Source organism: Agrobacterium sp. rho-8.1, assembly GCF_033957725.1.
Classification (GTDB): Bacteria; Pseudomonadota; Alphaproteobacteria; order Rhizobiales; family Rhizobiaceae; genus Agrobacterium.
In genome coordinates this window covers 1147193-1159765 of the sequence record NZ_CP192788.1, presented here as the reverse complement: position 1 = coordinate 1159765, position 12573 = coordinate 1147193, and the positions used below count along the sequence as shown (strand labels likewise).

The following is a 12573-nucleotide window of genomic DNA, read 5'->3' as shown; positions in this document are numbered from 1 at the left end:
TTCTTCTCCAAAAAAATTCGGACTCCAAACTTCCAAACTCATATGATAAGTTCTTGACACAGATCATATCTCGATTATCATCACGGCCAACATACAATCGGAGAGACACGTTTCATGGCTATGGATCCTCAAGAACTCAAGGTCGCGCTCGGCGCGGGGCTTCTTTCTTTCCCCGTCACGCCCTTTACCCAGAATGGCGACTTCAACGAAAAGCCCTATCTGGATCATGTCGGCTGGCTGTCCGGGTTCGATGCGTCCGTGTTGTTTGCGGCTGGCGGTACGGGTGAGTTCTTCTCTCTTGCACCGGACGAAGTTGCAACTGTCGTGAAGGCCGCCAAGTCTGCCGCCGGTTCCGTTCCAATCGTTTCGGGTTGCGGTTACGGTACAAAGATGGCCATACAGATCGCTCAGGGTGCTGAAGAAGCAGGAGCGGACGGCATTCTGTTGCTCCCACATTATCTGATGGATGCATCGCAGGCAGGCATGTATGCGCATATCAAGGCCGTATGTGATTCCATTTCCATCGGCGTGATGGTCTATAACCGCGACAATTCTATTCTGACGGCGGAAACGCTCCAGAAGCTGTGTGACAACTGCCCCAACCTCGTGGGCTTCAAAGATGGTTCTGGCGATATCGGCCTTGTCCGCAAGATCACAGCGACAGTTGGCGACCGGCTGACCTATCTCGGTGGCATGCCGACAGCTGAATTGTTCGCTGATGCCTATCTGGGCGCAGGCGTGACCACGTATTCGTCTGCCGTTTTCAACTTCGTGCCGGAGCTCGCGCAGACATTCTACAAAGCCTTGCGTGCTAGCGACAGACCGACGACAGACCGCATCCTCGTTGATTTCTTCTATCCGTTCATGGAGATTCGCAACCGCCAGAAGGGTTATGCTGTCTCTGCGATCAAGGCCGGTGTGCGCCTTCTTGGCTTCGATGCCGGACCGGTGCGGGCACCACTGACGGATTTGACCGAGGAAGAAGTCGACATGCTGAAAACCCTGATCGAGCCCTACACGTCATGAAGATAGAGGCGGTTCGGACTCACCTGCTGGATTACAAGCTTGGCCATGCCTTCGAAAGCGCATCCATGCGCTTCGACCGCCGTATTCACTGTCTTGTCGAGATCATCTGTGACGATGGAACCGTGGGCTGGGGTGAGTGCCTCGGCCCGGCCAAACCGAATGCGGCCGTCGTTGCCGCATACACCTCTCACCTCATCGGCAAGGATCCGCTCGATATCGAGGTCATCTGGCATCAGCTCTATAATCTGCTGCGGGACCAGGGCCAGCGTGGCCTGACGATCACGGCGCTGAGTGGTATCGACATCGCCCTGTGGGATATCAAGGGCAAGCGTTACGGCACATCGATTTCCCGTCTGCTAGGTGGTCGCTTCCGTGAAAGCGTGAAAGCTTATGCCACAGGCTCTTTCCGCAAGGACGGCGTTGATGCGGTATCCGACGTTGCGGCGGAAGTCGCCGGATATGCGGCGCAGGGGTTTCACGCCGTCAAGATCAAGATCGGCTTCGACGTGGCGGAGGATATCGCGGTCATCAGAGCTGCGCGAGAAGCGGTCGGCCCTGATGTACGGATCATGATCGACGCCAATCATGGCTACGATGGGCTGGAGGCGATCGAGGTCGGCAATGCGCTTGCACCTTTGGGTATCGATTGGTTCGAAGAACCCGTGGTACCGGAACAGCTGGATGCTTACCAGGCGGTTCGCGCTGGCCAGCCCATTCCGGTCGCTGGTGGTGAAACATGGCATGGCCGTTACGGCATGCGCGCACCGCTGGAAAGCAGGGCGGTCGATATTCTCCAGCCTGACCTTGCAGGAAGCGGCGGTTTTTCCGAAACCAAACGCATCACCGATCTTGCGACGCTCTACGGTGTTCGCGTGGTGCCGCATGTGTGGGGTACAGGCGTCGCCATCGCTGCGGCGTTGCAGTTCATGGCCTATCTGCCGCCAGACCCTGCCCGGCGCAATCCACGCCCGCCCATTCTGGAATTCGACCGAACAGAAAACCCCTACCGTCAGGCAGTCCTCACCAGCCCGCTGGATCATATTGACGGCGTGGTTCAGATACCGGATGGACCGGGTCTGGGCATCGAGATCAATCGAGACGCGCTGGAGAAATATTCCTTGAAGGATTGACAGGAGGCCGGGTGAGCAACACCCGGCACCGCATCTTGTGTGTCTAAGCGGTCCTCACGCAGTTTCTGACTGCCTAAATGTTTTCTTAAGCCAGATGCAGGCGTGACCGACCGGAAACCCTTCGATTCGCCCGAAGTCTTTGTAGCCGATCCGACGATAAAAATCCGGTGCCTGAAAACTGAATGTAGAGACGTAAGCGCCAACGCATTGACGTTCCAGGGCGGCGTCCTCCGCCTTCGTCATGAGTTTGGCACCGACGCCCTGCCCCCGCGCCTCGGACGAAACCCACAGCCAGTCGATAAAAAGCCAGGCGTAAGTTGAGCGCCCTTTCAGTCCGCCGATTAGGCTTCCACTTGCGTCCCGCGCCATGACCCATAAATCCTGCGGATTGTCCGGCCCGGCTTTTGCAAAATTGAAGATGTCCAGCCCCTCGTCGATTAGCCGCTGGTCTTGCTCATCGGGCTGGCTTTCGATCTCAATTCGTATTGGCAAATATTCTGTCCCTCAATTTTAGTCCGGTTCAGGTCAGCTCGCGTGATCCGGTGTAGCGGTCGCAAAATGCTAATAGCGCAACGCTAACTGCCAAGATGTTTGCTGAAAATCTTTCACGCAATAGAAAAACACTCGCAACCCAAGGGCTGCGAGCGCTTCAGAATCAATGTTTCAGATACCGAGATTTAAAACACCCCGGCCTCTAGCTTGCCGCTTAGTTCTTGCCCTTCAGATCGACCGGGAAGAACAGCGTCTCACCGGACGAATCGTCCACGCCGTCATTGTCCGTCACCGCGAATGCCTTGCCCGACTTGTCGAAGGCGAAACCTTCGAGTTTGTCGACGACGTAACCGGCTGTCTGGGCCTTCAGGTCTGGCAGGAAGTCGTGGACTTCAGTTTTCTTGACCAGAGGCAGTTCGCCGCCGATCTTGGCGGGCTTCAACTCGGACATATCGACGCTGTAGAGCTTCTTGATTTTCGCCTTGTCACCAATCTGGTTGTCACGCTCGACGATATAGACCTTGTCGCCGTGGGCGGTGATTTCGGAAAGGCCAACCCAGCCGTCTTTTGTCTTGTCCAGTGGGTAATGCACGGCGCCCCATTCCTTGGACTTCAGATTGTAGGACACGAGCTTAACCATGCCCTTTTCAGCCTTGCCCCATTCACGCTGAACAGCCATCCAAAGGGTGGCGTCGTCGCCTGTGCCCATCATGGTGATGCCTTCGAAACCGAATCGGGTCTCGCCTTCCAGCAATTCCTTGGGAAGCGCGATTTCGGTTTTGATCTCGCCCTTGGCATTGACGTTATAGAGGGCATGCGGCACGAGCTTTTCGCTGTTGCCTTCGGAAGCCACCCAGAAGCCGCCCTTACCATCGAGCGTGATGCCTTCCATATCAAGCTTCTGCGCCGCCACGCCATCGCGTTTCACCCGCAGGACGTTGGTAATGAGAGCCGGTTTTTTGGTCGCATCGATCGTGTAGATGGAGGGCTGGTTGCCGTAAACGGAGTCGGAGATGGCATAGAGAATGCCGTCCTTGTCCGCATCGCCGACGAGACCGGAAACGGCACCCCAGCCGATGGGCGCGCCATCGACCGTCTCGGACACAAGCTGCGGATAGGCCGCTTTGCCTTCGGCACGTTCGTAGATCATGACGTGCGAACGAGCACCGCCATCTTCGACCAGATCGGCCTCATTGGCAGTGACGAGCAGGTTGCGCGATGGAATGGCCACGGCACCTTCCGGCGAGATGCCGGATGGAAGCAACTGTGTCAGTTGCGGCTCGCTGTCGGTGTCCTTGTAGACACCGACGATGGAGGCGCGCTCTGCCAGAACGAAGATATACGTGTCACCGCCGAACGTCGCCACTTCCAGGCCTTCAGGCTCGATGCCCTTCGCCTTGGAGCGTTTCTCGGGGTAATGACCGATGGCAGCAACGGCGTGTTCCAGCGAAGCGCCCGCCTCATAGATCAGCTTGCCGGTCTTGTCGAAGATGGTGAAACCACGTGATCCACCTTCCCAATCGCCCTCGTTGGCGATGACGATGCGGTTATCGTCCAGCCACTTGACGGCATCCGGCTCGCGCTTGCGGCCTTTCTGGCTGTCGGTAAATTTCAACTGGCCATCTGTCTTGGCATCGATGCCTTCCAGGTCGACCGTGCCAGCCGAGAAATGGCTCGTGATCTTGCCGCTCTTGCCATCGACAATGACGATGTGGTTGTTCTCCTGAAGTGTCAGGGCAATCTCACCCTTGGAATTGATCGAGACGAATTCTGGTTCAGGATCATCAGGCGCGATGTCGGCTAAACCGGTGACGTCGATCTTCTTCAGGGTCGAGCAATCGGCAGCGCCGTTCTTCAGGCCGACTGTGACCAGGAAGCCAGCGGGCATTTGCGGTAGAGCGCCGTCATTCACCTTTTCATCGCGTTCGTTTTCGATGGCGATCGCCACGAATCTCTTGTCCGGTGAAACAGCAACCGAATCAGGCTGGCCGCCGAGATCACAGCTCGCCTCGATCTTTTTGGTCGCGATGTCGACGGTTACCAGCTTGCCGGATGGCTTGGTGAAGCTCTCCGAGGTGTTGACACCCGCCAGCACCTTCGAGCCGGTCGCAACGACCGAGGTCGGCTCGCCATCCATCATCAATGCGCCAAGCGCCTTTGGCGTCCTTGCATCCTTGATGTCGATGAAGCCGATACCGCCAAGGGGGCTGTCCGAATAGATCAGCGTGTTGCCGTCTTCGCTTGCCGTGATGATTTCGGCAGATGTGACCGTCTTCTCGTCCTTATCCGACGGAAGGTTCAAAGCCACGGGGAACGAGGCGATCCGGTTGAAAACCTGCTCGGCCGCCGCAGGACATGCGGCGGATGCCAATAGTACCGCGGTGAGTGCCGCACTGGAAAAACGAAATGTCATAGTGTCCCCTTCGACGCATCTGTAAATGCCTGAAAGGGCTTCTGCGGCATGCACGTGACAGCCACGTGACAATAAGAACCTGCTGAAAAACAAAAAGCCCGGCATAGCCGGGCTTTCTGCATTTTATTCGGCTACATTTCGTAAAACTTACAAAGAGCCAAATTTTCCTCGTGTCTCTTGGATATCAAGCCCGCGCGCCGCACGCACGGACAGTCCAGAAAAAATTACGAGTTAACCGCGTCCTTCAGGCCCTTGCCTGCAGAGAACTTAGGAACGTTGCGAGCCGGAATATCGACTTCTGCACCCGTGGATGGGTTACGGCCCTTGGAGGCTTCGCGGCGGCTTACGGTGAAGCTGCCAAAGCCAGCGAGACGGATGTCACCACCAGCCTTCAGTTCGCCCTGTACAGTTTCGAATACAGCATCCACAGCGGAAGCAGCATCTGCCTTCGTAAGACCAGCCTTTTCGGCAACTGCAGAGACGAGCTCGTTCTTGTTCATGTTTCCACCCCTTTCAATGGTTTGAAACGACTCAAATAAAGTCGGCGCAGAATACGAATGCATTCGCGCACCGCAAGTCAAAAGCGCCGGAATGGCCTGAAAAACAAGGGGTCTGGCGATATTTTCACAAAAAAAGACCGGCATTGCTGCCGGTCTTGGACTTAACCTGTGCCATATGGGCATCACCGTGGCGTGAATGCCTCAATGAGCGATTGTTTGTCCGGTGTCATCGACGCCCTCGACGGTAGCGACCAATGGCGTCTCGATGCTGCCATCCCACTCGATCGGCTCAGGCTGGCGGATCAACGCATGCTGGATGACCTCACCCATACGCGACACCGGAATGATTTCCATTCCGTTTTTCACGTTGTCAGGAATCTCGGCGAGGTCCTTGGCGTTCTCTTCGGGAATGAGCACCTTCTTGATACCGCCGCGAAGCGCCGCAAGAAGCTTTTCCTTCAGGCCACCAATGGGCAGGACGCGGCCACGCAGGGTGATTTCACCTGTCATTGCGACGTTCTTATCCACGGGAATGCCGGTCATTATCGACACGATGGCCGTTGCCATGGCAACACCAGCAGATGGTCCATCCTTCGGCGTCGCACCTTCCGGAACGTGCACGTGGATATCCGACTTGTCGAAGCGTGGAGGCTCGATGCCGAAGTCCACGGCACGGGAGCGGACGTAAGACGCCGCGGCCGAGATGGATTCCTTCATCACTTCCTTCAGATTGCCGGTGACGGTCATGCGGCCCTTGCCGGGCATCATCACGCCTTCAATCGTCAAAAGCTCGCCGCCGACTTCGGTCCAGGCCAGACCGGTGACGACACCGACCTGATCTTCGCCTTCAGCTTCGCCGTGGCGATAGCGCGGCACGCCAAGGTAATCGTTGATGTTTGCAGCCGTCACGGCCACAGACGTCGATTTGCCCTTGATGATCTCCGTCACAGCCTTGCGCGCAAGTTTCATCAACTCACGCTCGAAGCTGCGAACGCCTGCTTCACGCGTGTATTGCTGACTGATGGCCATGAGGGCATCGTCGCTCACGGAAAATTCTTCCGGGCGCAGCGCATGTTCCTTGATAGCCTTCGGCAGCAGGTGACGCTTGGCGATTTCGCGCTTTTCGTCTTCCGTGTAACCGGCGATGCGGATCACTTCCATGCGGTCCATCAGTGGGCCTGGAATGTTCAGCGTGTTTGCAGTGGTCACGAACATCACGTCCGACAGGTCATATTCCACTTCCAGATAGTGGTCCATGAATGTCGAGTTCTGTTCCGGATCCAACACCTCCAGCAAAGCGGAAGACGGATCACCACGGAAATCCTGGCCCATCTTGTCGATTTCATCGAGCAGGAAGAGCGGATTGGACTTCTTGGCTTTCTTCATCGACTGAACGATCTTGCCCGGCATAGAGCCGATGTAGGTCCGGCGATGGCCGCGAATTTCGGCCTCATCACGAACACCACCCAAAGCCATGCGGACGTATTCGCGTCCTGTGGCCTTGGCGATGGATTTGGCAAGCGACGTCTTGCCGACGCCGGGAGGACCGACGAGGCACAGGATCGGACCACGGATCTTCGTCGCACGGGCCTGCACGGCCAGGTACTCGACAATGCGTTCCTTGACCTTGTCCAAGCCGAAGTGGTCGAGTTCAAGAGTTGCTTCGGCTGCGTTCAAATCGGTCTTGATCTTGGACTTCTTGGCCCATGGCAAACCGAGCAGCCAATCCAGATAATTGCGTACGACGGTTGCTTCCGCAGACATCGGGCTCATCTGGCGCAGCTTCTTCATTTCCGCGTCGGCCTTTTCCTTGGCCTCCTTGGAAAGCTTGGTCTTGGAGATACGATCTTCCAGTTCGGCCATTTCGTCACGGCCATCCTCGCCGTCGCCGAGTTCCTTCTGGATCGCCTTCATCTGCTCGTTCAGGTAATATTCGCGCTGGGTCTTTTCCATCTGGCGCTTGACGCGCGAGCGGATACGCTTTTCGACCTGAAGGACAGAAATCTCGCCTTCCATGAAGCCAAGAGCCTGTTCGAGGCGCTGCTTGACACTCAAGGTCTCAAGCATCTGCTGCTTTTCGATCATCTTGATCGGCAGATGCCAGGCGACCGTATCGGCCAGCTTGGAATTGTCATCGATCTGGCTCGCAGTACCAACGACTTCAGGCGAAATCTTCTTGTCGAGCTTCACATAGCTCTCGAATTCCGACACGACGGAACGTGACAGAGCTTCCAGTTCAACCGGATCTTCCTCTGTCTCGCGCAAAGCAACGGCCGTGGCTTCATAAAAGTCTTCACGGTCGGTGTATTCTTCTATCTGAGCACGACCCTTGCCTTCCACAAGGACCTTCACCGTGCCATCGGGCAGCTTCAGAAGCTGCAGGACATTGGCCAATGTGCCGATCTTGTGGATCGCGGATGGATCGGGATCGTCATCACTCGCATTGATCTGGGTAACGAGCATGATCTGCTTGTCCGACCCCATGACTTCCTCAAGCGCGCGAATGGATTTTTCGCGACCAACGAACAGTGGAACGATCATGTGCGGGAAGACGACAATGTCGCGCAGGGGAAGCACAGGATATGTACCACCAGATGCAGCAGACGGAATGTTTGTCATATCATTTCCTTTCAATGGTCCCTTTTTGAGGGACGCCTGCCGGACTTTCTTGGGGAGTTTCCGGCATATTCTGTGTTGTGACTAAAAGTGGGTTTCGTCACTGTCATTTTCAAGTCACAAGAGGAGATAGCTTGGCCATTGGTGCAGGCTGAAATCTCACACACGCACGACGTCACAATACGCTTCACATTTTTCCGCAATCGCCCGCCACGCCGAATCGGAAAACACAGCAAACGTTCAAAAAAACGTCATGACACGCTGCAAATCACATAAAAACTCTATCGGAAACGCTATTCCGCTCCAAACGTTAAATCGGATGAAATCAAAATACCGGGACGTTTCCAGTGAATAACAGACAAAAAGACCCGCCAGGGGCGGGTCTTTCACTGTGATCGATGGTGCATGAGAGATCAGGCCGAAACGTTGGCTTTCTCTTCCTGACGATCCGCATAGATGTAAAGAGGACGCGCGGCACCGCTAACGACCTCGTCGGAGATAACAACCTCGCGAACACCTTCCAGCGTCGGCAGTTCGAACATCGTATCGAGCAGGATCTTCTCCATGATCGAACGCAGTCCACGAGCACCGGTCTTACGGGTAATCGCGCGACGAGCGATCTCGCGCAGTGCATCGCCCTGGAACGTCAGTTCAACGTCTTCCATCTCGAACAGGCGCTGGTACTGCTTGATCAGAGCGTTTTTCGGCTCCGACAGAATCTGGATCAGCGCATCCTCATCCAGATCTTCGAGCGTCGCCAGAACTGGCAGACGGCCGATGAATTCCGGGATAAGGCCGAACTTGACCAGATCTTCAGGCTCCAGTTCGCGCAGCACCTCGCCAACACGACGATCGTCTTCCGACTTCACCGTCGCTCCAAAACCAATGGAGGTCTTTTCCCCACGGGCAGAAATGATCTTGTCGAGGCCAGCGAACGCACCGCCGCAAATGAAGAGGATGTTGGTCGTATCCACCTGCAGGAATTCCTGCTGCGGATGCTTGCGACCACCCTGGGGAGGAACGGACGCAACCGTGCCTTCCATGATCTTCAGAAGCGCCTGCTGAACGCCCTCGCCGGACACGTCACGCGTAATCGACGGGTTGTCCGACTTGCGAGAAATCTTGTCCACTTCGTCGATGTAGACGATGCCGCGCTGGGCGCGTTCAACGTTGTAATCGGCGGACTGGAGCAGCTTGAGGATGATGTTTTCAACATCCTCACCCACATAACCGGCTTCGGTCAGCGTTGTTGCGTCAGCCATGGTGAAGGGAACATCGATGATGCGCGCGAGTGTCTGCGCCAGGTAGGTCTTGCCGCAACCGGTTGGGCCTACGAGCATGATGTTCGATTTCGCCAGCTCGATTTCGCCATTCTTGGAGGCGTGAGCCAGGCGCTTGTAATGGTTGTGAACCGCCACAGACAGGATTTTCTTCGCCTGCTTCTGGCCGATGACATACTCATCGAGGATCTTGATGATATCCTGCGGGGTGGGCACACCCTCGCGCGACTTCACCATCGATGTCTTGTTCTCCTCGCGGATGATGTCCATGCACAATTCGACGCATTCATCGCAGATGAATACTGTCGGTCCGGCAATCAGTTTCCGGACTTCGTGCTGGCTCTTGCCGCAGAATGAACAATAGAGTGTATTCTTAGAGTCGCCGCCGTTGCTGCCGCTGACTTTGCTCATATCTCTTTCCTTCCAGCACGCCGCAGTTTCGCCAAGCGAAACGCGGTCAACTTACCGTCCGCCGACATGGCCGCTTCGCTCAAGCTTCCCTGTCAGCTTCGTTCCCGGGGGTACTAACCGCCCCAAGTGAAACACCCGAAAGCGGCGGCAACGAATTCCCCTCTACAGCCAAGGCAAGGCATGCCTCGGCATTTATCTCGTTATCAGCGCCCACAGCCGAATCAGGCTTTTGTTGGACAGCCACAAGCTATGTCATAAAAATTCAACACGGCCTTAATATCTACTATTACCGCTTTATTTTTCCGTTTAAACCCCGAATGTGACTTCGATAGGTCGAATACGGTGCAACTAAGACGCGGCTCAACTCGCGACAGCGCCTTCCAGTTCCTGACGCGACGTCAGGATTTTGTCGATAACGCCCCAGTTCTTCGCCTCATCCGCATCCATGAAATGGTCACGATCGAGCGTGTTTTCAACTTCGTCTAGCGTACGACCCGTGTGCTTCACATAGACGTCATTGAGGCGGCGCTTCATTTTGATGATGTCGCGTGCATGGCGCTCGATGTCGGATGCCTGCCCCTGGAAACCGCCTGATGGCTGGTGAACCATGATACGGGCGTTCGGCGTGCAGAAGCGCATGCCCTTTTCACCGGCAGCCAACAACAGTGACCCCATGGAGGCGGCCTGGCCGACGCAGAGCGTGGATACGGCAGGACGGATAAACTGCATCGTGTCGTAAATCGCCATGCCGGCAGTGACCACACCACCTGGCGAATTGATGTACAGCGCAATTTCCTTCTTCGGATTTTCCGATTCGAGGAACAGCAACTGGGCACAAACGAGCGACGCCATATGATCTTCCACCGGACCGGTCAGGAAGATGATCCGCTCTTTCAAAAGACGCGAGTAGATATCATAGGACCGTTCGCCGCGGTTCGTCTGCTCTACGACCATCGGCACCAGAGCCATGGCGGTATCAACTGGATTTGTCATGTCCGTCCTTTGTCAACTCTTACCCGGAGGCGTGCGCATCCGGAATCAATTCTATTCGTCTGCTCTCTACATAGAGTGTGATTGCCCGGTTCTTCAAGACTGAGGTGACGGATATCCTTAATGACGTCCCGGCAAAATCACGTGTCGCCTTACAGGGCTGCATGAAAAGGCACCATGGCTATCCAAGCTACAAATGGCCTTATCAACTCCGAAACGCAATAGTGGTCAACCAACGGTTAAACCTTCGACAATAAAACGCTCGCAACCTCTCGTAACGTGAAGTAGAAACGACTTCTTAGTTTTTCATCATGATAGTGTCTCCGAGCCAGATTTTTATCGCCTGCGGGTGACCAAAGGATTTTTGCTGGGAAAGATTTCAAGATGGCAATGCGGCTGCGCGGGATGCGGTGCGGCAGTGCCATCGATAGGCCGTTCAGACAGATGGGATTTGATCAGTGTTAGACGCCAAGACAGGCATGCTCATTTGGTCTATGGAAAGCTTGACGCTTTCAGCCGTGTTGGCCGTGCTGTGGTTGCACAACACCAAGAAAAGGCATCATTTGTGTTTTGCCTCTGGCTTTGCCCTTGTGGGCATCGGCGCCATTCTGGTCGCGTTACGCGGATCCATCCCCGATTTCGTGTCCATCCAGGTGGGTAACATTTCTGCGCTGGCAGCGTTCAGCTTCTGGCTGGCGGCGCTTCTGCTGCTGGAGAACCGCCGGATCGAAGGCTGGATTGCCATCCCGGCACTGACCTGGATTGCCTTCATGTTCGTTCCACCCGTGCGCGACGCCATGGTCGCGCGGGTCATCCTCTATCATGCCTGCGCCGCCATCGGCTACTTCATGCTGGCGGGCGTGTTGCTGACATCGAAGGATTTCATTTCGAAGACCCGGAAAGTGCTGGCGGCAGCCCTCGTCATTCAGGCCTTCATGGGCGCAATCGCTGCCTCTCTCGTTATTCCCTATACTTACGCGACGGGCCAGATCGTGCCGCTGACGACGCCGATCACCATTGCCGGTGCGTTCGGCTTCGTCGTCTTGATGATGATCAGCGTCAAAATGTTCATGGAAGACGCGGAACGGCGGCTGCAGCGCCTTGCCATGACCGACCACCTGACCGGAACGCTGAACCGTCGGGGTTTGATGGAAGAGTTCAAGCGGCTGAAAACAGGGCTAGTCGGCACATCGAAACATCTGGGTTTCATTCTCTTCGACATCGACAACTTCAAAAAGATCAACGATGCCTACGGCCACCAATGCGGTGACGAAGTGCTGGTCAGGTTTTGTGCGCAGGCCAGCCAGATCGTGGAAGGCCAGGGCGTTCTGATTCGCATGGGTGGCGAGGAATTCGGCTGCCTGGTCGAGACGGACGATCCTTCGAAAGTTGCTATCCTGGCGGAAGCGATCCGTATTCGGTTCAGCCGCCTGGAGATTGTCGCAGACGGCCAACCGTTTTCCGCAACGGTCAGCGCAGGTGTGTTTTGCCAGACTGCTGATGATGCGGTCCTCGACATCTTGCTGACGATGTCGGACCGCGCACTCTATGGCGCAAAGACGGAAGGCCGCAACCGCACGGTGGTGCGTGACGGCTCTGTCAACATGGTCGTGCCGGCTAATGACCGGGACGAAGACCCTTGCGACAACAATGCCGACAGACAGGTGGCAGCCTTGACGCGCATATCGCATATCGCCAATCGGTAGACCATGACT

General features: G+C 55.8%; 9 protein-coding genes. 3 read left to right on the top strand and 6 right to left on the bottom strand.

What is annotated here, in order from left to right:
• The first annotated feature begins 120 nt into the window (after positions 1-120).
• Complete coding sequence (gene kdgD / locus RMR21_RS05860) at positions 121-1026, top strand: 5-dehydro-4-deoxyglucarate dehydratase (protein ID WP_498670086.1); 906 nt, start codon at positions 121-123, stop codon at positions 1024-1026.
• On the top strand, positions 1023-2156 hold the full coding sequence (locus RMR21_RS05855) for a mandelate racemase/muconate lactonizing enzyme family protein (RefSeq protein WP_498669746.1): 1134 nt from the start codon (positions 1023-1025) through the stop codon (positions 2154-2156). Before kdgD ends, RMR21_RS05855 begins: the two co-directional genes overlap by 4 nt.
• 54 nt (positions 2157-2210) lie before the next feature.
• On the opposite strand, the gene RMR21_RS05850 is transcribed toward RMR21_RS05855, so the two are convergent.
• From RMR21_RS05850 to clpP, 6 genes are all read right to left on the bottom strand, one after another.
• Positions 2211-2648: a GNAT family N-acetyltransferase gene (locus tag RMR21_RS05850; RefSeq protein ID WP_498669745.1), complete on the bottom strand. Its 438-nt coding sequence runs from the start codon at positions 2646-2648 to the stop codon at positions 2211-2213.
• Between the two features lie 214 nt (positions 2649-2862).
• The gene (locus RMR21_RS05845; protein ID WP_498669744.1) at positions 2863-5061 is read right to left on the bottom strand and encodes an esterase-like activity of phytase family protein; all 2199 of its coding nucleotides are present in this window, start codon (positions 5059-5061) and stop codon (positions 2863-2865) included.
• A 224-nt stretch (positions 5062-5285) separates the two neighbouring features.
• Positions 5286-5561: a DNA-binding protein HupB gene (gene hupB / locus RMR21_RS05840; protein ID WP_042619695.1), complete on the bottom strand. Its 276-nt coding sequence runs from the start codon at positions 5559-5561 to the stop codon at positions 5286-5288.
• A 201-nt stretch (positions 5562-5762) separates the two neighbouring features.
• A complete protein-coding gene (gene lon, locus RMR21_RS05835; RefSeq protein WP_498669743.1) occupies positions 5763-8180 on the bottom strand; it encodes an endopeptidase La in 2418 nt (805 codons plus the stop codon).
• Between the two features lie 410 nt (positions 8181-8590).
• A complete protein-coding gene (gene clpX / locus RMR21_RS05830; protein WP_498669742.1) occupies positions 8591-9868 on the bottom strand; it encodes an ATP-dependent Clp protease ATP-binding subunit ClpX in 1278 nt (425 codons plus the stop codon).
• 360 nt (positions 9869-10228) lie between these two features.
• Positions 10229-10861 carry an ATP-dependent Clp endopeptidase proteolytic subunit ClpP gene (clpP, locus tag RMR21_RS05825; protein WP_174152712.1) on the bottom strand — a complete coding sequence of 211 codons (633 nt, stop codon included), beginning with the start codon at positions 10859-10861 and terminating at the stop codon, positions 10229-10231.
• Between the two features lie 476 nt (positions 10862-11337).
• Between clpP and RMR21_RS05820 the strand changes: the two genes are divergently transcribed.
• Positions 11338-12564, top strand: a complete 1227-nt coding sequence (locus RMR21_RS05820) for a GGDEF domain-containing protein (protein ID WP_498669741.1) — start codon at positions 11338-11340, stop codon at positions 12562-12564.
• The last annotated feature ends 9 nt before the right edge of the window (positions 12565-12573 follow it).

What these genes read in the sequence shown, in the direction of transcription:
- kdgD (WP_498670086.1), top strand. Translation starts at nt 121, where the DNA reads ATGGATCCTCAAGAACTCAAGGTCGCGCTCGGCGCGGGGCTTCTTTCT.
- RMR21_RS05855 (WP_498669746.1), top strand. Translation starts at nt 1,023, where the DNA reads ATGAAGATAGAGGCGGTTCGGACTCACCTGCTGGATTACAAGCTTGGC.
- RMR21_RS05845 (WP_498669744.1), bottom strand. Translation starts at nt 5,061, where the DNA reads ATGACATTTCGTTTTTCCAGTGCGGCACTCACCGCGGTACTATTGGCA.
- hupB (WP_042619695.1), bottom strand. Translation starts at nt 5,561, where the DNA reads ATGAACAAGAACGAGCTCGTCTCTGCAGTTGCCGAAAAGGCTGGTCTT.
- lon (WP_498669743.1), bottom strand. Translation starts at nt 8,180, where the DNA reads ATGACAAACATTCCGTCTGCTGCATCTGGTGGTACATATCCTGTGCTT.
- clpX (WP_498669742.1), bottom strand. Translation starts at nt 9,868, where the DNA reads ATGAGCAAAGTCAGCGGCAGCAACGGCGGCGACTCTAAGAATACACTC.
- clpP (WP_174152712.1), bottom strand. Translation starts at nt 10,861, where the DNA reads ATGACAAATCCAGTTGATACCGCCATGGCTCTGGTGCCGATGGTCGTA.
- RMR21_RS05820 (WP_498669741.1), top strand. Translation starts at nt 11,338, where the DNA reads ATGCTCATTTGGTCTATGGAAAGCTTGACGCTTTCAGCCGTGTTGGCC.